Source organism: Streptomyces sp. NPDC002701, from assembly GCF_042889045.1.
GTDB lineage: Bacteria > Actinomycetota > Actinomycetes > Streptomycetales > Streptomycetaceae > Streptomyces.
Genome location: NZ_JBIAQL010000002.1, coordinates 923,024 through 942,205 on the forward strand (window position 1 = coordinate 923,024; position 19,182 = coordinate 942,205).

At 73.0% G+C, this 19,182-nt stretch carries 20 protein-coding genes; 6 read left to right on the forward strand and 14 right to left on the reverse strand.

The annotated features are described in order from the left end of the window. Positions 1 to 29: 29 nt before the first annotated feature. From ACFYXC_RS08315 to ACFYXC_RS08330, 4 genes are all read left to right on the forward strand, one after another. Positions 30 to 1,892, forward strand: a complete 1,863-nt coding sequence (locus ACFYXC_RS08315) for a cellulase family glycosylhydrolase (protein ID WP_389548336.1) — start codon at positions 30 to 32, stop codon at positions 1,890 to 1,892. Between the two features lie 179 nt (positions 1,893 to 2,071). Next, a complete protein-coding gene (locus ACFYXC_RS08320; protein ID WP_388905513.1) occupies positions 2,072 to 3,517 on the forward strand; it encodes a M6 family metalloprotease domain-containing protein in 1,446 nt (481 codons plus the stop codon). Between the two features lie 423 nt (positions 3,518 to 3,940). Further along, on the forward strand, positions 3,941 to 4,222 hold the full coding sequence (locus tag ACFYXC_RS08325; RefSeq protein WP_389548339.1) for a hypothetical protein: 282 nt from the start codon (positions 3,941 to 3,943) through the stop codon (positions 4,220 to 4,222). 120 nt (positions 4,223 to 4,342) lie between these two features. After that, positions 4,343 to 4,567 (forward strand): hypothetical protein, encoded by a 225-nt coding sequence (locus ACFYXC_RS08330; RefSeq protein ID WP_389548342.1) that lies wholly within the window; start codon positions 4,343 to 4,345, stop codon positions 4,565 to 4,567. 44 nt (positions 4,568 to 4,611) lie between these two features. On the opposite strand, the gene ACFYXC_RS08335 is transcribed toward ACFYXC_RS08330, so the two are convergent. The 8 genes from ACFYXC_RS08335 to ACFYXC_RS08370 form a co-directional block, all read right to left on the reverse strand. Continuing rightward, complete coding sequence (locus ACFYXC_RS08335; protein WP_389548345.1) at positions 4,612 to 5,829, reverse strand: hypothetical protein; 1,218 nt, start codon at positions 5,827 to 5,829, stop codon at positions 4,612 to 4,614. 130 nt (positions 5,830 to 5,959) lie between these two features. Then, the gene (locus ACFYXC_RS08340) at positions 5,960 to 7,036 is read right to left on the reverse strand and encodes a polyprenyl synthetase family protein (protein ID WP_389548348.1); all 1,077 of its coding nucleotides are present in this window, start codon (positions 7,034 to 7,036) and stop codon (positions 5,960 to 5,962) included. After that, the gene (locus ACFYXC_RS08345) at positions 7,033 to 8,247 is read right to left on the reverse strand and encodes a tetratricopeptide repeat protein (RefSeq protein WP_388905524.1); all 1,215 of its coding nucleotides are present in this window, start codon (positions 8,245 to 8,247) and stop codon (positions 7,033 to 7,035) included. Before ACFYXC_RS08345 ends, ACFYXC_RS08340 begins: the two co-directional genes overlap by 4 nt. A 213-nt stretch (positions 8,248 to 8,460) precedes the next feature. Beyond that, on the reverse strand, positions 8,461 to 8,970 hold the full coding sequence (locus ACFYXC_RS08350; protein WP_389548351.1) for a DinB family protein: 510 nt from the start codon (positions 8,968 to 8,970) through the stop codon (positions 8,461 to 8,463). 67 nt (positions 8,971 to 9,037) lie between these two features. Beyond that, positions 9,038 to 9,496 (reverse strand): Zn-ribbon domain-containing OB-fold protein, encoded by a 459-nt coding sequence (locus tag ACFYXC_RS08355; RefSeq protein ID WP_389548354.1) that lies wholly within the window; start codon positions 9,494 to 9,496, stop codon positions 9,038 to 9,040. A 104-nt stretch (positions 9,497 to 9,600) separates the two neighbouring features. Beyond that, positions 9,601 to 10,341, reverse strand: a complete 741-nt coding sequence (locus ACFYXC_RS08360; RefSeq protein ID WP_389548477.1) for a TetR family transcriptional regulator — start codon at positions 10,339 to 10,341, stop codon at positions 9,601 to 9,603. Between the two features lie 194 nt (positions 10,342 to 10,535). Continuing rightward, positions 10,536 to 10,910 (reverse strand): hypothetical protein, encoded by a 375-nt coding sequence (locus ACFYXC_RS08365; protein WP_388905531.1) that lies wholly within the window; start codon positions 10,908 to 10,910, stop codon positions 10,536 to 10,538. Between the two features lie 323 nt (positions 10,911 to 11,233). Then, positions 11,234 to 12,169: a MurR/RpiR family transcriptional regulator gene (locus ACFYXC_RS08370; protein WP_389548357.1), complete on the reverse strand. Its 936-nt coding sequence runs from the start codon at positions 12,167 to 12,169 to the stop codon at positions 11,234 to 11,236. A 155-nt stretch (positions 12,170 to 12,324) separates the two neighbouring features. Between ACFYXC_RS08370 and ACFYXC_RS08375 the strand changes: the two genes are divergently transcribed. Further along, positions 12,325 to 13,035 carry a ribonuclease H gene (locus ACFYXC_RS08375; RefSeq protein WP_389548360.1) on the forward strand — a complete coding sequence of 237 codons (711 nt, stop codon included), beginning with the start codon at positions 12,325 to 12,327 and terminating at the stop codon, positions 13,033 to 13,035. Between the two features lie 135 nt (positions 13,036 to 13,170). After that, positions 13,171 to 13,365: an antitoxin gene (locus ACFYXC_RS08380; RefSeq protein WP_388905538.1), complete on the forward strand. Its 195-nt coding sequence runs from the start codon at positions 13,171 to 13,173 to the stop codon at positions 13,363 to 13,365. A gap of 70 nt (positions 13,366 to 13,435) precedes the next feature. On the opposite strand, the gene ACFYXC_RS08385 is transcribed toward ACFYXC_RS08380, so the two are convergent. The 6 genes from ACFYXC_RS08385 to ACFYXC_RS08410 form a co-directional block, all read right to left on the reverse strand. After that, complete coding sequence (locus ACFYXC_RS08385) at positions 13,436 to 14,341, reverse strand: hypothetical protein (protein ID WP_389548363.1); 906 nt, start codon at positions 14,339 to 14,341, stop codon at positions 13,436 to 13,438. After that, on the reverse strand, positions 14,299 to 14,949 hold the full coding sequence (locus tag ACFYXC_RS08390; protein ID WP_389548366.1) for a helix-turn-helix domain-containing protein: 651 nt from the start codon (positions 14,947 to 14,949) through the stop codon (positions 14,299 to 14,301). Before ACFYXC_RS08390 ends, ACFYXC_RS08385 begins: the two co-directional genes overlap by 43 nt. A 77-nt stretch (positions 14,950 to 15,026) precedes the next feature. Continuing rightward, positions 15,027 to 15,683, reverse strand: coding sequence for a DUF3105 domain-containing protein (locus ACFYXC_RS08395; protein WP_388905541.1), 657 nt, complete (start codon positions 15,681 to 15,683; stop codon positions 15,027 to 15,029). A 114-nt stretch (positions 15,684 to 15,797) separates the two neighbouring features. Then, positions 15,798 to 16,178, reverse strand: coding sequence for a hypothetical protein (locus ACFYXC_RS08400; RefSeq protein ID WP_388905544.1), 381 nt, complete (start codon positions 16,176 to 16,178; stop codon positions 15,798 to 15,800). Positions 16,179 to 16,248: 70 nt separating this feature from the next. Next, positions 16,249 to 17,424 (reverse strand): damage-control phosphatase ARMT1 family protein, encoded by a 1,176-nt coding sequence (locus ACFYXC_RS08405; RefSeq protein ID WP_389548369.1) that lies wholly within the window; start codon positions 17,422 to 17,424, stop codon positions 16,249 to 16,251. Between the two features lie 19 nt (positions 17,425 to 17,443). Continuing rightward, a complete protein-coding gene (locus tag ACFYXC_RS08410) occupies positions 17,444 to 18,856 on the reverse strand; it encodes a S1 family peptidase (protein WP_389548372.1) in 1,413 nt (470 codons plus the stop codon). Positions 18,857 to 19,182: the final 326 nt, after the last annotated feature.

Sequence of the window (19,182 nt, forward strand, 5' to 3'; positions counted from 1 at the left end):
CCGGAGACGCGCACGCGACTGTTGTGTACATGTCGAAGTTGCGTGCGCATCCGCTCGGCGTCCTCGTCCTCCTGACCGGTCTCCTGTCGACCGCGGGAACCCCGTCCGCCGCCACCCTCCCCGACGACCTGTGGTTCGACCCGGCGGCCGCCGCGGCCCTCACGGTCCAGAACGGCCGGTTCACCGACGGTCTCGGCCGCGAGGTCGTGCTGCGCGGCTACAACGTCTCCGGTGAGACGAAGCTGGACGAGAATCACGGCCTGCCGTTCGCCTCGGTCGCCGACGCCAGGAAGTCGGCGACCGCCCTGCGCGCCCTCGGCGGCGGCAACTCCGTGCGCTTCCTGCTCTCCTGGGCGTACGCCGAACCGGTGCGCGGCCAGGTGGACACGGCGTACCTGGCCGCGGCCACCGACCAGATGCGTGCCTTCCTGGACGCCGGGATCCGGATCTACCCCGACTTCCACCAGGACCTCTACTCGCGCCATCTCTTCGACCCCGACAGCTGGTACACGGGCGACGGCGCCCCCGAATGGGCCGTCGACGCGGGCGACTACCCGGACGAGTACTGCGGCATCTGCCCCTTCTGGGGCCAGAACATCACCTCGAACGCCGCCGTGACGCAGGCGTCGTACGACTTCTGGCACAACGCGCACGGACTCCAGGACGCGTTCCTCACCACCGCGCAGACCACCATGGCGTACGTCGAACAGCACCTGTCCGAGGACCAGTTCGCCGGGATCATCGGCTTCGACCCGTACAACGAGCCGCACGCGGGCAACTACGACCAGGGCCAGACGAGCCGGGCGTGGGAGAAGGACGTGCTGTGGCCGTTCCACGTGCGCTTCCGGGCGCGGATGGACGCGGCGGGCTGGCAGGACAAGCCCGCCTTCGTGGAGCCGAACCTCTTCTGGAACGCCAACCTCGACTTCCAGAAGCAGGAGGGCGGCCTCCTCGACGCGGGGACGCTCGGCCCCCGCTACGTCTTCAACACCCACTTCTACGACCAGAAGGCGATCTCGGGCGTCTTCATGTGGGGCAAGGCCAAGGACGGCCAGTACACCGGCGACTTCGGGACCGTGCGCGACCGGGCCGCCGCCACCGGTACGGCGGCGGTCGTCAGCGAGTTCGGCCACCCGCTCGCGGGCACCGTCGCCGACAAGGCGCCGACCGTCCTCAAGGCCATGTACCAGGCCCTCGACTCCCGGGTTCCGGGCGCCAGTTGGTGGACCGGTCCCCGGCAGTCCGGCCCCGTCCTGTCCGGCTCGCAGTGGCAGTGGGACATCTACCACGGCCGCCACCACGAGCTGATGAACGGCAACCCCGACAAGGTGCTCACCGCCGGTGACGCCTGGAACGACGAGGATCTCTCCGCCGTACGCCTCGACGACTCCGGGAGCGCGGTGCTGCGCCAGGACGCCAGGCTCCTCGACCGGGTCTACCCGAGCGCGACCGCGGGCCGGACGGTCGCCTTCACCTACGAGGACCGCTCGCGGGACGGCTCCACCACCCTGACCTGGAACCCGGTCCCGGGCTCACTGCCGCGGGTGGCCGAACTGGTCGGCTCCGGACAGTACGCGCTCCAGGTGTGGCGCTCCGACGGCAGCGCGGAGCCCACCGAACTGCACCTGCCGGCGTCCTTCCCGACCGCCTCCACGACGGTGGTCTCGGACCTCGGCGTGACGGCCGCCCCGCCCGCGTACACCAGGAGCACACCGGTCGCGGTCGCCCGCGAGCCGGGCGGCACGGGCAGCCGTCGTCTGCTGCTGACCGCCCCGGACTCCGGCACCCTGCACTACGCCCTCGTCACCAACGGCGCCACGGCCCCCTCCGCGGCGCTGCTGGGCGCCGCCCGCACGGAGCTGGCCAACTGGGCCGCGACGCACCTGGGTTGACGGCGACGGCGGCGCCGGACCGCCCCATGCCGCTCACGCGGACGGAGATTGACAGTGACGCCGCCGCACGGCTATGAGAGGGCGTACGGCCTTCACATGGCCTGATTTTTCTGGATCCTTCGATCCATGCATGCTACGTGTCCGGCAAAGAGGGGTTCGTCCCCTGAAGGGGGTGCCTGATGCGCCATACGCTCAGCCCCGTACGACCCGCCCATGACTGCACCGCCGCGTGCCCCGTACCGCTGTCGCCCCAGGCCCTGGCGCAGTTGTACGCCCGCTACCTCGAACTGAGCAAGGAACGCCGCCTGCCCAGGAACATGACCTTCGAGGAGTACTACTCCGTATGGCGCGCGGGCCGGCGGGGCGAGAACCTCGTCGGTCTCGACGACGGGGCGGTCGACCCCGGTCCCAGCTCCGACAAGCAGCTGCTCACCCGGCCCACGCACCAACTACGGGGCACGGTACGGACCCTGGTGCTGCTGGTCGACTTCCCCGACCGGCCGCACGACGCCGACCACGGTCCTGGTCACTACGACAGCATGCTCTTCGGCCTGGACGAGTTCCCGACCGGCAGCATGCGCTCCTTCTACCGCCAGGTCAGCGCCTTCGACACCTCGCCCAGTACCGGCATCGACATCCAGGGCGCGGTGCACGGCTGGTTCCGCATGCCGCAGCCGCTGTCCTTCTACGCCGACGGCAACTCGGGCATGAACGCGGGCTTCCCGCGCAACTCGCAGGGGCTAGCGCGGGATGCCGTCCTGGCGGCCCGGGACGCCGGAGTCGACTTCAGCTCCTTCGACGCGCTCGGCGAGGGCGTCGTCACCGCCCTGTTCATCATCCACGCCGGACGCGGCGCCGAGCAGACGACCCAGCGCGGCGACCTGTGGAGCCTCAAGTGGACGATCCCCGACGGCGTCGAGGTCGCGCCGGGTCTGTCCGTCCGCACCTTCCTGACCGTGCCCGAGGACTGCGCCGTCGGAGTGTGCGCGCACGAGTGGGGCCATCTCGCGGCGCGCTGGGCCGACTACTACGACACCGGTCAGCAGCAGCTGACCCGGTCGGCCGGGCTCGGCAACTACTGCCTCATGGCGGGCGGTTCCTGGGGCAACGGCGGGCTCACCCCGGTGTTCCCGACGGCCATGCTGCGGATGTTCCACGGCTGGATCGAACCCCAGGTGGTGAACAAGACCACCCGGGACATCAGGCTGCGGCCGGCCGCGGAGGACGGCGACGCGGTGTTCGTCCAGAACCCCGAGACGATGTCCGACCAGCAGTACATCCTCGTCGAGTACCGGCGCAGGCGGGGGCAGGACGCCTTCCTGCCCGACGAGGGGATCGCCGTGTACGTCGTCGACGAGTCCATCGACAACGTCAACGACGAGGAGAACCTCGCCATCGAGCTCCTCCAGGCCGACGGCCGGGGCGACCTCTCCCGCATGTTCGGCCGGGGCAACCGGGGCGACAGCGACGACCTGTATCCGGTCCAGGACAAGAACACGGTCGGCGAGAAGACGGAGCCCCCGCTCGACCTGCCCGACGGCAGGTGGACAGGGGTCACGGTCGAGACGGTGGGCACACCGGGTGCGGACGAGATGACGATCCACATCACGGTGACCCCGGCCTGACCGCCGCCACCGGCCGGTGGGGGCCGTTCGCGCAGTTCCCCGCGCCCCTTCATGGGGCGCGGGGAACCGCGCGACCAGCCACGACGCACCCGCAGGCGACGACGCACGGAGGCGAGCCCGTCCATCGAGGTCACCGCGGAATCCTCTCCGCGGCCCCGATCCCGGGATGGTGCAGATCGGAGGCCGGGGATTCGGAACGGATCCGCGGCAGCACGACGACATCGTGCCGAGGCGGCGGACAGGACGTGGCCCACTCCAACGAGCGGCCGAACCCCCACGGGTCGCCGACCTGCCCGGCCGCACCCGCTCGGCCGGACCGGGTCCGGCCGGGACCCGGTGCGCCCTCCCGGGTGAGGTGCCGGCCGGGGCCGTGTCCGCGGACCGCCCGGCACCGTTGCTGAAGACATGATCTCAACACGACGTATGATCGCCGCCGTTGGCCTCGCCCTCAGTGTCACGGGCTTCGCCGTCCCGGCCGCGAGCGCCGCCGCGCTCCCCCAGACGGGAAAGCTGGACCCGATCGGGAAGCTCGACTCGATCGCCGTGAGCGACCTCCCCGCCGAGCACAGGAACGAGGTTCCGAAGATCTCCGACGGGGTCGACGGCCTCAACCAGCTGAAGGGTCTGCGCCAGCTGGACGAGCTCTACCAGGTGGCGGCCCTCGTCGCGCCCGTCACCGGACTGCTCCCGGCCGTACACGGCTGAGCCGTCCGGCACCGGGCGGAACGGGGAACGACACCGGCGTGCACCTCACGAAGAGGTGCACGCCGCCGTCGTTCCGTCCCCCCGGATGCGCGCGCGGGCGGCCTGGGCGAGGCTGTGCGCATGTCGGAACATCCGGTGGTACTTGTGCATCCGCCGCGCGGCGACGGCGGCCGGCGCGTGACGGTCCACGGCGAGGCGGTCGGCGCCGCCACGAACCTCGCGGACGTCGTCGAGTTCCTGCGCCGCGCCGGGCTGGAGTTCGACGAGAACGAGGTCGTGGCGTCGCCCCTCGTCGAATGGCGTGGGGGAGGCCCCTCGTACTGGGGACCGGAGTCACGCCTGTGACGCGGGTGCGAGCCGTACCGGCCGGTGGTGTGCGGGACCGGCCGTCAGCAGATGCTCTGTGAGCTGTTGACCAGCGTGTTGTTGCGGAACGTCGTGTTGTCGCCGCACGGACTCTCCCTGATCGCGGAGTTCGTCACCGTCAGGTTCTGGACGGTGATGTCCGCGTTGTTCGGGAACTCCGAGCGTGCGGCCAGCCGGATCTCGCCGCCGCCCGTGACGCTCCCGCTCTGCGCGGCGAGGTTCACGTTGTAGCAGTTCTCGATCAGGATCGCGTTGTTGCCGGTGTTCGAGATAGTGACCCGGTCGATGGTCGCGCCACCGCTCTCCGAGACGCAGAACACGCCCCGACCGCCGCCGCGCGCGACGACCTCACCGACCCGTACGTTGGTCGCGTAACTGCTCCCGATCCGGCCGTTGCGGTTGGCCATCCGGAAGGCCGCGTAGCCGGTGCCGGCGCCCGCCCCGTCCGCGTCCACCTTCGTGACGGTGGCGTTGACCGTCTGGTTCAGCAGCAGACCGGACTCGCCCACGTTGCGTGCGGTGACCGTACCGATGGTGATGCCGTCGACCCCGTACGTCTCCACGGCGTGGCTGCTCGCCCCGGACACGTACACGCTGTCGATACGGACGTTGCGGGTCCACAGGCTGGTGTCGCCGCGGTTGTCGATGCGTACGCCCAGACCGGCCGACAGGCGCATGTCGATCTGGCCGAGCACCACGTTGGTGACGTTGCGCATGAAGATGCCGTACAGCGGGGCGCCGGTGACGTTGAGGTGCTGGACCTCCACGTCCCGTACGCCGCGTGCGTAGACGGGTGCCTGGTCGCCGGAGCCCGAACCGGTGACGTTGATGGTGCCGCACACGTCGAGCACGGTGTAGCTCGGCAGGGAGACCCGCGACCCGGCGCCGATGGTGCCCGAGCCGCGTACGACGACCCGTTCCTTCGAGGTGCGGCCCGCCGTGAGGCTGCCGACGGCCGCCTGCATCGCGGCCCGCATGTCGGTTCCGGTGTAGACGGCGGTGCTCCCGCGCCGGGCGGTCCAGGTGCTGCCGCTCAGCGTGGCCTCCGCGTGGTACGAGCCCTCGCCGCACGCTGCCGCCGCCTGCTGCGGGGCGGCGCTCGCGGGAGCCGTGAGCACGGCCGCCGCCGTGGCCAGGACCGTGGCGCACGTGCCGATGACACCGGCCCGCTTTCCGCGCGTTCGCGGGCGCCTGGTCCGTGCGGCCGCGTGGGGGAGGTGAGGTGCGGCGCTGCGTCCCATCTCGTCTTCTCCTGTGTGGGGGTCGGACGCCTGCCAGACGTTGGGCCTTAGCAAGCGTTTTCTATGGCGGGCCGTGAGTGTGGCAAGGGCTTTCTACGGCGTCAAGGGGGTTGTGCGGCACAGGAGTTGGTCACCCCTCGCGGCGCACGAGGAAATCGAGCAGTGCGCGCAGCTCGTCGGTGGTGCGGGGCGCCGGGGCGAGGTCGGCGAGACAGGCGTCGACCTCGGCCATGTGGCGGTCGGCCTCCGCCACGGCGGCCTCGCGCCCGCCCGACTCCTCGACCAGGACCGCGGCGCGACGGGCCGCCGCCTCGTCCAGGGGCCCGCCGGAGTCCAGGAGCCGGGCGAGCGGCCCGGCGGCCGGGGTGCCGAGGGCGGCCAGGACCGGAAAGGTCTTCTTGCCCCGGAGCAGGTCCGCGTGGACCGGTTTGCCCGTGACGGCCGGGTCGCCCCAGATGCCGAGCAGGTCGTCGACCACCTGGAAGGCCACGCCCAGATGGCGGCCGGCGCGGTCGAGTGTCGCGACGGTCCCCGCCGGGGCGCCGGCGAGGACGGCGCCCAGGGCGGCGGCACAGCCCAGCAGCGCGCCCGTCTTGTGCTCGGCCATCGCGCGGTACTCGTCCGGCCGGACCGCCCCGGGGCCGGTCCATGGGCGGGTCTCGAAGAGCAGGTCGTCCGCCTGGCCGCGTACGAGGTCGTCGAGCGCGGTGGACAGGTGGCGCACCGCCGACGGGATGTCCGTGCCGGGGGTGGCGGCGAGGGTCCGCACGGCCAGGGCGAACAGCGCGTCGCCCGCGAGGACGGCCGGGCCCGTGCCGTACGCCTTCCAGGCGGTGGGGCGTCCGCGGCGGGTCGGGTCGCCGTCCATGATGTCGTCGTGGAGCAGCGAGAAGGTGTGCACCAGCTCCACGGCGACGGCGGCGGTCACTCCCGCGTCCCGCGGGGCGCCGGCCGCCTCCGCGCCCAGGACGGCGAGGGCCTGCCGCAGCCCCTTGCCGCCCGCCGGCCCGGACACGGGCGCGCCGCCCGGCTCGCACCAGCCGAAGGAGTAGGCGGCCATCTCGCCCACCCATGGATGCAGCCGCCCGACCGCCTCGGCCAGCGCGGGACGCACCAGCGTGCGGCACCGCGCCAGCAGTTCCGCCGCGTGCCCGGCGTCGCCCGCCGCGGGCAGGGAGGGGGAGAGCGCGGAGGAGAGGATGGTCATCGCCCGCTCCTCGCGCCCGCCGCGGGGCCGGCCGGGGTGGGCCGGTCCCCGTGGGGGACCGTGCCGGTGGCGCCGGGAGCCCGCGTGGTCGCCCGGGGGACGGGTCCTGGCCGCGCGGCCGGTCCGCTCCCGGGGTCGGACCGGTGGTTCGCGTCGGGGGAGGGCCCGGTGTCGGAGGGGGCCGGCGGGACGATGCCGAGTTCCTGCTGCGCGCGGGCCACCATGCGGTGTGCGTGCCGCAGGCCGAGGCGGTCCAGCACCCGCGCCAGGTCGGCCAGTTCCGTCGCCGTCTCGTCCAGGTCGCGGCCCAGGTGGGCGAGGGACTTGGCCAGGCCCAGGCGGGACAGGGCCTCCCCGCGGGGCTCGCTCATCGCGCGGAACTCGGCCAGCGCCTGCTCGTAGACGTCCCGGGCCTGCGCGTACCGCCCGGCGCGGTAGAGGACGTTGCCGCGCATCTTGTGGTTGTACGCCAGCGCGCTCGACAGGTTCATCTCACGGCAGGTGACCTCGGCCTCGGCGAGCAGGCCGAGCGCGCGGTCGGCGTCCCCGTCGCGTACGGACACGATGTCGGCGAGCCCCCGCAGCGCCCACGCGTGACCGCGCCGGTCGTCGGCCCGGCCGGCGATCTCCGCGGCCTCCTCGAACATCGCGTACGCCGTGTCGTACGCGCCGGTGTTGCGGTGCATCTGCGCGATGCCCTCCAGCGCCCACACCGTGTGGCGCGCCTCGCCGCGTGCGCGGGCCTCCGCCAGCAGTCGCTCGTGCAGCGCGCCGACCGCCGCGTAGTCGCCCTGGATGCGGCCGGTCTCCGCCATCCCGGCGAGCGAGTAGCCGCGTACGACGATGTCGCCGCCGAGCTCGCCGAGTTCCGCGGCGAGGTTCAGCAGCCGCCAGGCCAGCGGGAACGCACCGCGCTGGCGTGCCAGCGTGCCGCCGCTCCACAGGGCCCACGCCATCGCGGCCGTGTCCCCGGCCGCACGGGCCGCCCGGTAACTCGCCTTCCACGCCCGGTCCGCGTCGCCCACCTGACCCAGCCGCCGGTGCGCCTCGGCGACCGCGAGGCCCGAGCGGGCCGCCTCCGCGGGTGCCCCGGAGCGCTCGGCCGCCCGCAACTGCTCGGTGCCCGCGGCCAGTACGTCGACCAGTGAGGAGTTCACGGACAGGGTGGTGAGTGCGCCTTGGTACTCGGGCGCGAATGCCTTGCCGTACATGGGTGCCTTTCGGTCCGCCGGTGCCGGTGGACACGGCGAACCTGTCTATACACAGCATGTATACATGATGTGTATAGTGCGCCGGTCCGCCGCCTCGGATCTCTGTCCGGGAGTGACGGGTCACCGGCGCCGCCGCGCCACCTCGTTGTGGATCAGGACGAGGACGGCGGCGGCGAGGTTGCCTCTGAGGCGCACATCACAGCGGGCCGGGGGTCAGCGGCCGGCCGACAGCCCCCGGGCGAAGGCCGCCTGGCCCACGTGCTGCAGGTCGTCGGAGAGCACGCTGACCAGGCGGGCGCCGAGGGTGACGGCCGGGGTCCAGTTCTCGTCGACGATGCGGTCCAGGTCGTCGGCGTGCAGGCCGCGCAGCGCCCGCAGGGTCTGCTCGTGCACGGCGTCGTAGTAGCCGGTCAGGAGGTCGCCCGAGTCCACCCGGACCTCGGCCACCTGCTGCGGGGTGTGGCCGTAACCCGTGTCGTCCTTCGGGAGGGCCAGCGCGAAGCGGTCCGCCCAGCCTCCGGACAGCCAGAGCTGTTCGAGTCCGAAGGCGTCCGCGACGTGGTCGTCCTGGACGCGGGTGAGATGCCAGACCAGCCAGGTGACGGAGTTGGCCCGGCCGTCGGGCCGGGCGTTCAGGTCGTCGGGGGAGAGGCCGTCGACGGCGGCGTGCACCTCGTCCTTGATGCGGCCGTACGCCTCGACCAGGACGTCCTTGGCGTGCATGGGTTCCTCCGGGCTCCGAGTGGACAGGGTGTCCCGGCCAGTGTCCCCCGCGACGCCGCGGAATGCCTCAGTGCCAGGCGGGGTACGGCGGCCCGGAGAACGGCTCCTCGCACAGCGTGAACACGGGCTCCCGGCGCACCGGATCCATCGCCGTGACGAGTTGGACGCGGTCACCGGTGCGGATGGCCACCAGGGGCCCCGAGACCCGGCCCCGCACGGTGAACCCCTCCGCCAGCTCGACGAGCGACACGTTGCGCGCAGCCGGGGTGTTGCGCTGTACGACGCTCGTGTGGCGGATGACGCCGAGGCCCGCGCTGCGTTCCGTGCGCAGGTCGCTGCCCGCGCAGACCGGGCAGAGCAGCCGGTGGAACATGCTGGTCCCGCACCAGCGGCAGCGCTGGTAGGAGAGCCCCTCCTCGACCGGAGCCGCGAGCGCCGTCGTCGTCACCGCCGGCGTGGCCGTGGCCGTCGCCGTCGTCTCCGGGTCGAGTACGCCCGTCGTGGTCCCGCTTCCTCGGTGGAACACGATGTCATCTCCCTGCGCCTGGCCGGAATCCGAAGGTGCGCGGCGCGCCGTGCACGACGTCAGAATATGGCACGCAGTGTCACGGGTAAAGGCACTGAGTACCCTCAATCGGCCGGAATCCCGCGCTCGGGGCCGCCGTTCAGCGTGGTCTCGATCTCCCGCACCACCCGCCACAGCGGGGCGCCGCGCCGGGAGACGACGACCACCACGTCGTCGTCCCCGGCGCCCTCGGGAACCGGCGTGGCCGACGTCCCGGCCAACGTCCCGGTCGACGTCCCGCCGGCCGGGGCGTCGGGCCCGAAGACAGTCTGGACGTGGGCGAGGGCGTGGTCCACCTCGGCCGTCGCGTCGCCCCGGCCGTCCGAACGCAGCCAGGCCCGCAGCCCGTTGTTGTGTGCGGCGACCACGGCCGCGGCGATGACGTCGGCCCGCAGTGTCCCGTCGCGCAGGCCCGCGAAGCGCCCGCGCAGATACTCGGCCAGCGCCCGCTCGTAGCGCCAGACCACCGACAGCTCGTACGCCCGCAGCCCCGGGACCTTTCTGGTGAGGCGGTAGCGCTGGACGGAGAACGCCGGGTTCTCGGCGTACATGCGCAGCACCAGGCGCGCGGCGTCGCAGACCCGCTCCACCGGTTCGTGGGCGGGGCCGCTGTCGCGCAGGAAGGCGGTCATCGCGGCCAGGCAGCCCTCGTGGTCCGGGAAGACCACGTCCTCCTTGGACGGGAAGTACCGGAAGAAGGACCGGCGCCCCACACCCGCGAGAGCCACGATGTCGTCGACCGTGGTCTGTTCGTACCCGCGCTCCACGAACAGCCGGAAGGCGGCCGCGACGAGGGCCTCGCGCATCGGCGGCCTCGGGTGTGTGGCGTCGGCCGCGTGGTGGGAACGGGGTGCCTCGCTCATGGTGGGGAACCTAGCACCGGCCGAGGGGCCCATGGCACTCAGTGTGCTCCGACCGGGGAACTGAGTGCCAGGTCGAGTGTCGTGGTGACTGGTGAGGGTCTTCGGGCTCCGGGCCGTGGGGATCGGTTTCAGTGGCCCTATCGGGTGCTGTGGTTCTCCATGAGCGCCTGGGTGATCACGCGGACGCCCCGCGCGATGTGGTGCAACTGTGTCAGCTCGGCCGCGTACATCTTGATCGTGTGCTCGATGACGGACTCCGGCATCCCCAGGGCGGGCAGTTCGGCCCGCGCGCTGTGCAGCGCGGTGCGCACGACCCGGATCTCCTGCTGGAGCTGGATCTGCGCGTGCCGGGCGAGCAGGACGGGCTGCCGGATCAGCAGCGGATAGCTGGCGTAGCGGCTCGGCACCAGTTCGCGCAGCCACTTGACCGCCGACCGTTCCCAGTCCCGGCTGCCGGGTGTCTTGACCTGACAGGGCCAGTCCGTGCTGATGGGCGAGTACGTCAGGGACATGGGGTTCGCTTCCGAGGTGGCCGGCGGGCGGTTCTGGGCGTTCTTGGCGGCCCCGGCCCAGGGGAGTGACCGGAGCCGCCACGGGCGTTGCGAGCGGTGCCCGTTCCGACGCGCCCGGGCCGGTGCGAGGCGGGAGCGCCGTACCCGGGCCGACCGGGACCCACCGGATCCCGATCAGCCAGAAGTATTCATATATACCGTCCGGTACGCAAGGGTATGAAAAAATTCATGTGCGAGCACGGCTGAATTTCGTCTTGCGAAACGCTCCGCCCGTATGAGGGAGGGGAGTCCGGTCGAGGGTTTCGGCCGAGGAGTCCGGCAGGTCAGTCCTTGAGGAAGAAGGCGTGCTCGTCCGCGACCTGCTCGTAGTCCTCCAGACGGGCCTGCGTCCGCTCGGGATCGGCGTCGGTCATGGCCTGGAGCAGCGCCGCGGAGAGCACCACGGGCGCGGCGTAGGAGTCGAAGACGAGCCGGGAGCCGGTGCCGGTGGCGAAGACGACGTCCGCCTCGTCGGCCAGCGCGCCGAGCCCCAGGTCGGTGACCAGGGCCACCCGCAGGCCGGCCCGCCGGGCGACCCGCACGGCCGTCAGCGTCTCGTGCGCGTGCCGGGGCATGGTGAAGGCCAGCACCCACGTGCCGCCGGCCTCGCGCGACTGGAGCAGGGCGTCGTAGGCGACGCTGCCGCCCCGGGTCACCAGCCGGACGTCGGGGTGGATCCGCCGGGCGGCGTACGCGAAGTACTCGGCCAGTGATCCGGAGATCCGCAGCCCGAGGACGGTGAGCGGGGCCGACCGGGACAGGGCGCGGCCGGTCTCGATGACCTGCTCGGGATCGGCGAAGTCGCGGCGCAGGTTCTCCAGGTTGTCGATCTCCGCGTCGACGGCGGCCTGCAGTTCGTTGGGCCTGGTCTCCTCGGCGGCGGCGTCGTCGGCGTCGGGGGTGCCGGCGAGTTTGCTGAGCGCGATCGACTGCAGGCGTTCCCGCAGGGCGGGGTAGCCGCTGAAACCCACCGCTGTGGCGAAACGGGTCACCGAGGGCTGGCTGACGCCGACGCGCTCCGCCAGGTCCGTGATCGACAGGAAGGCCGTCTCGGTGATGTGCTCGATGAGGTACTGGGCGATGCGCCGCTGCCCGGGAGAGAGCCGGGGGCCGTCGAACAGGGCCCGCAGCCGCGTGGTGGGCGCGGCCTCCGCCTCCGTGACCGGTCTCCCCGAACTGATCGCAGACGCCTGCGCGCGGGCCTGCTGCGGCGATGGCACCGGTGCGCCTCCTTCGTGTCCCACGATGCCTCAACATAGCTCTGTTTCCGGGGGCGCGGGGAACCGTGCGACAAGCCGCCGCGGACCCGCGTACGGCCGTGCGCCCCACCCGCCCCCCTCCCCGCGGGCACCCACCGGGCTGGCATGATCTGCGCATGGCTGAACGTGTGATCGCCGCGTGTGACGGGGCGTCGAAGGGAAATCCAGGCCCCGCCGGCTGGGCCTGGGTCGTAGGGGACGGGACGGGGACCCCCACCGAATGGGAGGCGGGACCGCTCGGCACCGCGACCAACAACGTCGCCGAACTGACCGCGCTGGAACGGCTGCTGACGGCGGTGGACCCCGCCGTGCCGCTGGAGATCCGGATGGACTCCCAGTACGCGATGAAGGCGGTCACCACCTGGCTGCCGGGCTGGAAGCGCAAGGGCTGGAAGACGGCGGCCGGCAAGCCCGTGGCCAACCAGGAACTCGTCGTACGCATCGACGAACTGCTCGACGGCCGCTCGGTCGAGTTCCGCTACGTGCCCGCGCACCAGGTGGACGGCGACCCGCTGAACGACTTCGCGGACCGGGCGGCGAGCCAGGCCGCGTTCGTGCAGAAGCCGGCGGGCAGCGAGCAGGGCTCTCCGGAACCGCCCAGGTCCCCGGCGGCCAAGAAGGCGGCACCCGCGAAGAAGCGCACGTCCACGTCGTCCACCTCGTCGGCGCCGTCCTCGTCGTCCGCGCGGTCCTCGTCCGCCTCCGCGCGCACGCTCAAGGCCAAGTTCCCCGGCCGGTGCCGCTGCGGCCGCTCGTACACGGCCGGGGAGACCATCGCGAAGAACGCCGACGGCTGGGGCCACCCGGAGTGCCGTACGGAGGCGTAGCGGCGCGGATGCCGCCGGGCCCCGGGCCCGAGGTCCGGTGAGGGCCGGGGCCGGTCCGTGTCCCTCCCGGATGCGGAACCCACCACCTGCGGTGACCCTGGAGACGTAGGGGCGAACTGATCAGGAGGATGACTCATGTCCGTCATGGACAAGATCAAGGGCATGCTCAAGGGCCACCCGGAGCAGACGAACAAGGGTGTCGACAAGGCCGGCGACCTCATCGACGACAGGACTCAGGGAAAGCACAGCGGGCACGTCGATACGGCCCAGGACAAGCTCAGGGACCAGTTCGGCGGTTCCGGTCAGGGCGACCCGCCGCCGCGGTCCTGACACCGCGCACGCGCACCGGCGGGCCGGTCCCCTCGCGGGGACCGGCCCGCCGTCCGTGCCGTCCCCGGTGTCAGTGTCCGGGGGACTCCGTCGAGCGGCAGGTGACCGTGGGGCCGGCCAGCATGCCGCCGGTGTAGAGGCTCTGGCCCCGCGGCATCCAGTACCCGAGCTTGGAGACGACGCTCGTGCAGGCGTGCGCGACCCTGGCACGGACGACCACCGTGGCGGGCCGGCCCGGCTGGAGGTCGGTGAGGGCGCAGTCCAGGGCGTACATGCTGCGGGCCGTCGACGGATGGCGGCCGGTGAGCGGGTTGACGCAGCGGCTGTCCGACGTGGTCAGTTCCACCCCCGAGGTCTCCTCCCCGATGAGCCCGAAGCGGGCGCTGCCGTCTCCCGCGTCGCTGTCGCGCGCGACGGTGTAGGTCAGCGTGGCCGTCGCATGCGTCCGCAGGGTCCGCCGGTCGACCTCGATGCGGTGCGTGGGCACGGGCTTCGGATCGGTGAGGGTCAGCTTCGCGCGGACCGTGCCCCGCAGGTCGACACCGGCGGGCGAGGAGCGGACGTGCACCGTACCGCTGACGTCGTACGTACCGGGTCCGGGGGTCTCCCGGCCGCCGGGCAGCGGTCCCGTGGCGACGGTCCGGCCCTCCCGCCGCAGGGTCCAGGTGCCCGAGGTCAGGCAGGCGTACCGGACGGAGGTGCCGGTGCGGCGGCAGGTGGCCGGGGCGGACAGGGACGTCCCCGCGCCTCCGCCGTTCGCGCAGAGACTGACGAGGGCGTGCTGCCCGCCGGGCCCTCTCAGGGTGCCCGCGGGGGCGCAGACGGTCGCCGCGGCCGCCGGCTCCGGTGCCCGGTGGTGGGGTGCCGCCCCGGCCTGGCGGCCGGAGGGTCCCACCGCGGTCCAGCCCGCGGCGGCCAGCACGGCCGCCGCGGTCAGCAGCAGAGATGTCCTGCGGGATGTGGGGCGTACCGGCACGTGGCCTCCTCGTCGCGGTGGCGAACGGCCGGTCGCCGGTCGCGTTCGCTCGTGTGCGGTCGTATGCGGGCGCACTCCGGTCGCCGTGCGGTCGTATGCGGTCGCCGTACGGGCGCGTGCGGTCGCGTGCGTCGAGGAGAGGATGCGGGAACGCCCCGGCGCCCGGCCGCTCCCACGCCGGGCGGGACGGGGCGGGCCCGATGGGTGTCGCCCGGATGGGCCAGGTCGCACGGGCGGGCCACCGCGCGGGCGGCGGGAGAGCCTGGTCGGTGACCGTCCCCCGGCGCCCGCCCCGGTGGCGCCGGCGCCGGGCCGGCCGGCGGCGACGGCCCCTGACGGGGCACGGGGGCGGACGCCGGGCACAGAACCTGTCGTACAGGACGGCAAGGAACGGCGCACCGACCTGGTGCGGAGCGCGCGTCGAGGCGGAAGAGCGGGTCGTCCAGCTTCTCCCCGTACAGGGCGGCGAACCGGCGCAGCCGGTTGCGGGCGGTCCGCGGATGGATGCCCAGTGCGGCGGCCACCTCCGAAGCCGTGCGTCCGCGGGAGTCGAGCAGCGCTCCGAGCGTGTCCGTGAGCCGCTCCGCCGTGCCGGGCTCGTCGCCCACCCCGGCGACAGGAACCGGCCGCTCACCGAGCCGGCCGCGGCGGCGCCGGGCTCCCGGTGGAGCCCGGCGCCACCGCGTCAGGCCGCGTCGACGCCGTTCGTGCAGGCGGCCCCCGGCTCCGGGGTCTGCGCGCCCTGCACGTACTTCGTCAGGAACTGCTGGACCCGCGGGTCGGACGCCTTCTCCACGGTCAGCTGCTTGCCCCAGGCCGACAGCATGAGGGCTCCGGCCTGGTCCCGTACCGGGCTCATCAGCGTGTACGGGGTCTTGGCGACCTTGTCGGCGAGGGTCTTCACATCGGCGTCCGCGGCCTTGTCGTTGTACGTGATCCACACCGCGCCGTGCTCCAGCGAGTGCACGGCGTTCTCGTTCGGTATCGCCTTCGTGTAGACCGAGCCGTCACACGTCATCCACGCCTGGTGGTGGTCTCCGCCGACCGGCGGGTTCATCGGGTACGACACGGACTTCGTGACGTGGTTCTGGGTCAGCTTCTTCGCGTCCCAGGTCTTCTCGCCCTTGACGGGCTTCTTCGCGGCGGCCTGCTGCCGCTCGTCCTTCTCGTTGGCGTCGTTGATGTAGTACGCGCCGAAGCCGACGAGGCCCGCGACGATGACCGCGCTGACCGTGACGGTCAGGACGCGGTTCCTGCGCTCGCGGGCCTGCTCGGCGCGGCGCATCTCCTCGATGCGTGCCTTGCGGGCCGTGGCGGCCGACTTCTTGCTGGTTCTGCTCATGGGAGTGCGTTCCTTGTCCCCGCCGCGCCGGATCGTGCGGGCGGCGGTGGGAGCGGGTCGGACGGACGTCGTCGTTGTCGTACGGACTACGGACTACGGACCACGGACGTCGGTCTAGATCCGCTGCACCTGCAGGACATGGAGGTCGGGAGCCCCGCGCGCGGGCGGCAGCACGGGGGCCGGGGACGACGTGGCGGGCTGCGCCACGACCGGCATCCGGGGCGCCACCGCGGGAAGGGGGTGGGCCCCCACGGGCAGTACGGCCCGGGCCTCGCGGGTGGGCAGGCCGCAGCACCGGTCGTGATCGGCGGGGGAGCCCAGCCGTTCATGGGCCACCGAGACGGTGACCACCGGCGCGGAGGACACGGCCGGCCGGCCGTGCGCCGGCACGTACCCGAGGCACGCCACCAGCACCGCGAGCAGCACGGCCAGGGCAGGGCACAGCGCCGCGTCCCGCGTGACGCGGCGCGCTCGCTGCGGTGCCCGGCTGCTCATCACGCAGATGGTATGCGGTGCCTGTGCCGGGGCCCGCGGGCCCCCGTCGCGCAGCGGCTCCCCGGGCCGGTCAGGCCCTGACCTGGATGAGGGCGTGCGTCCCGCTCGTACGCCAGGACTCCGCGCCCGCGTCCAGTTCCGCCAGGGTGTCGGCCGGCAGCCCGGTCACGACGTCGCACTTGAGCGTCCGCAGCGCCGCCACCGGGCCGGGGAAGTACGCGGTGACCTCGGCGAACGGTGTGGTGGCCGGCCAGTGCCGGTCACCCACCAGACGGCGGTAGTTGAGGTCGCCCTTCATGACGGTGAGCGTGGCCGACGCGAAGTCCTCCCGCAGGTCGGCGGGCATCCGGTCGTAGGCGTGCGGCGCGCAGGAGAACGGGTGGGCGCGCAGGACCAGCCGCCCGTCGCCCACGGCCTGCCGCAGCCGTGCGCCCACCGCCGTGGCCCGGCCGGGCGCCCCGGCCAGCCGGTCGAGGCAGGCGAGGGTGTCTGCGGTGGTGGCGTCGGAGACGTAGTACGGGTACGGCTTGAGGTGCAGGACGACGGACGTGGCCCGCCCGCCGGTCAGCAGATGGTCGACGAGGACCAGGTCGGGGAGGAGTTCGGGGCCGGCGTTGTCGGCGACGAGACAGACCCTGCCGGGCCGGCCGCCCGCGAGGGTGTCCCACAGTGCCTGCGAGTCGTCGACGACGAGACCCCGCGCCGGGTCGGCCGGCTCCGCCCCGCCCGCGGACAGCCGGAAGCCGAGGTCGGCGCGGTTGCCCCAGAGGGAGGAGAGCAGGAGCGTGCGGTCCTGCTCCGCCGGCGGGAGCCCGGGGAGGCGGTCGAGCGCCGCGAGTTCCCCGTCGACGCCGGCGCCGGCCAGTTCGGCGCTCTTGAACGGGGCGAAGGGGTCGATGCCCCGCCACGGGCCCGGTGCGAAGTACCGCAGCGCGGCGAGGAGTTTGCGGTAGAAGTAGCTCTCCGCCCAGAGGAAGGGCACGTCCGCCCAGCGCTGCCCGTAGTACGGCTCGTCCTGCCAGGACCCGGCGCCCGGTTCGTCGTCGGCCAGCCGCTCGACGGATCCCTTGGTGATCTCTTCGAGGAGGGCGTCCAGTGCGCGCTGCGGCCCGGGTGGGTACGGGACGGCCCGCCGTACCCGCTCGACGAGGGCCGGGTGGCGCTCGTCGAGCACGCCGCGGGCGAAGGAGCCGGGGGTGCCGACGACGACGGGGGCTGGGGCGGAACCGTTGCTCGGGTGCGTCATGCCTTCAGTAAACGCTCCGTCAGCCCCAGCTCTGCGAGTACGTGCTGCGGTAGTGGCGGCGACCGCGCTCCGAACGGATCCGCAGGGCGACCAGCGCGAGCAGGCTTCCGGCGATGACGAACAGCCCGGGGCCGAGGTTGCGGTACTGCCCGAGCCGCTCCAGCGCCGAGGCCGCACTGTCGGTCCGGCCCTCGGGCACCGAGTCCACCGGTCCCATGGCCCCCGGCAGGACCGCGCCGCCGGGGGCGGTCGAGGACGTGCCGGGCGGTACCGCCGCGCCCGCGCCGTCGCCCGTGTCACCGGTGGCGCCGGACGAGGGCGCGGCCCGGCCGGCCGAACCGGGGTCGCTCGCCAGCTTCACACCGAGCGAGTCCAGCGCCCGGGTCACCGGCTGGAAGAACGTCGTCCCGCCGTTGGTGCAGTCCCCGCTGCCGCCCGAGGTGACGCCCAGGGCCAGTCCGTCGGCGAACATCGGGCCGCCGCTGTCGCCCGGCTCGGCGCACACCGTGGTCTCGATGAGTCCGGTGACCGTGCCCTGCGGGTAGTTCACCGTGGCGTCGAGGCCGGTCACCTGGCCGGACCGGAGGCCGGTCGTGCTCCCGCTGCGGAAGACCCGCTGGCCGACGGCCGGATCGGTCGCCCCCGTGATCCGTACGCCCTGGCCGCCGCCGACGGCCACGACGTCGGCGCCGCGCAGGGTGGTGCCGGGGCTGTACCGCACGAGCGAGAAGTCGCCGCCGGGGAACGAGCCGGAGACGGTGTCCCCGACCTGCTCGTTCCCCTGCTGGTCCGAGAACCACGTCGTGCCGACGGGACCGCAGTGGCCGGCGGTGAGGATGAAGTTGTTCTGCCCGTCGGTCACGTTGAAGCCCGCCGAGCAGCGTCCCGAACCCGCGAAGAGCGGGTCGGCGCCGTTCAGCCGCGGAGTGAACGTGCCCTTCGTACGCTCCATGCGCACGGACGCGCCGATGCCCTCGGCCACCTCGGTCAGCCGCGCCCACTCGGCCGCGGACACGGTGCTGTCGGCGCGCACCACCACCTGGTTGGCCGCGTAGTCCATCGCCCAGGAGGTGCCGGCCACCTTGGGCGCGTCCTTCAGCGTCTCGGTGGCCGACCTGAGGTCGCGCATGGTGTGGCGGACGACCTTCGCGACGGCGCCGGCGTCGCGTACGTCGGCCGCCGCCTTCTCGTCGGTCACCGCCACCACCGGGCGTCCCCGGTCGTCGATCCAGCTGCCCGCCGTACGCGCGGTGCCCAGGTCGGCGACGAGTTCCTGTCCCGTCCGCGCGGCCCGGGTCTCGGCGCCCGGAGTCCGCGCATCGCCCGACGTCCCGCTCGCCATGGCCTGCGAGACCATCAGCCCTCCGCAGGCCAGCCCGCCGATGGCGGCGAACCGTGCGATTCGCTGAACATTCCGTCGTGCATGCCTCATCCACGGCTCCCGTGCGACTGTCCTGACACAGCGTCACTCCTGGGACCGCTCACGCGAGGTGAACGCCCTCCTCCAGTACGTGCCGTCACCCGGTCCGGTTCACCGGGCCGCCGGGACGATCGGAGTCGGCGTGAATCCGCCGTTCCCCGGCGCGCTTTTGCCGGAACGGCAACGTCCTTCGCCCCGCGGGTGCGGGCGCCGCAATGATCGGCCGCAGTGGAACCATCCCGAGGAGTCTCAATGATGAAGTCAAGCCGCTTGCGCGACCGGCAGCTCGGGGGTGAAGACCCGGTTGTCGCGCAGGAGTGCCCACAGCACGCTGGCCC

Coding starts and splice junctions, on each gene's coding strand:
- ACFYXC_RS08345 (WP_388905524.1), bottom strand. CDS start 8,247: ATGTACGGCAAGGCATTCGCGCCCGAGTACCAAGGCGCACTCACCACC.
- ACFYXC_RS08350 (WP_389548351.1), bottom strand. CDS start 8,970: ATGCACGCCAAGGACGTCCTGGTCGAGGCGTACGGCCGCATCAAGGAC.
- ACFYXC_RS08360 (WP_389548477.1), bottom strand. CDS start 10,341: ATGCGCGAGGCCCTCGTCGCGGCCGCCTTCCGGCTGTTCGTGGAGCGC.
- ACFYXC_RS08325 (WP_389548339.1), top strand. CDS start 3,941: ATGATCGCCGCCGTTGGCCTCGCCCTCAGTGTCACGGGCTTCGCCGTC.
- ACFYXC_RS08315 (WP_389548336.1), top strand. CDS start 30: ATGTCGAAGTTGCGTGCGCATCCGCTCGGCGTCCTCGTCCTCCTGACC.
- ACFYXC_RS08320 (WP_388905513.1), top strand. CDS start 2,072: ATGCGCCATACGCTCAGCCCCGTACGACCCGCCCATGACTGCACCGCC.
- ACFYXC_RS08400 (WP_388905544.1), bottom strand. CDS start 16,178: ATGAGCAGCCGGGCACCGCAGCGAGCGCGCCGCGTCACGCGGGACGCG.
- ACFYXC_RS08340 (WP_389548348.1), bottom strand. CDS start 7,036: ATGACCATCCTCTCCTCCGCGCTCTCCCCCTCCCTGCCCGCGGCGGGC.
- ACFYXC_RS08335 (WP_389548345.1), bottom strand. CDS start 5,829: ATGGGACGCAGCGCCGCACCTCACCTCCCCCACGCGGCCGCACGGACC.
- ACFYXC_RS08405 (WP_389548369.1), bottom strand. CDS start 17,424: ATGACGCACCCGAGCAACGGTTCCGCCCCAGCCCCCGTCGTCGTCGGC.
- ACFYXC_RS08395 (WP_388905541.1), bottom strand. CDS start 15,683: ATGAGCAGAACCAGCAAGAAGTCGGCCGCCACGGCCCGCAAGGCACGC.
- ACFYXC_RS08330 (WP_389548342.1), top strand. CDS start 4,343: ATGTCGGAACATCCGGTGGTACTTGTGCATCCGCCGCGCGGCGACGGC.
- ACFYXC_RS08365 (WP_388905531.1), bottom strand. CDS start 10,910: ATGTCCCTGACGTACTCGCCCATCAGCACGGACTGGCCCTGTCAGGTC.
- ACFYXC_RS08375 (WP_389548360.1), top strand. CDS start 12,325: ATGGCTGAACGTGTGATCGCCGCGTGTGACGGGGCGTCGAAGGGAAAT.
- ACFYXC_RS08410 (WP_389548372.1), bottom strand. CDS start 18,856: ATGAGGCATGCACGACGGAATGTTCAGCGAATCGCACGGTTCGCCGCC.
- ACFYXC_RS08380 (WP_388905538.1), top strand. CDS start 13,171: ATGTCCGTCATGGACAAGATCAAGGGCATGCTCAAGGGCCACCCGGAG.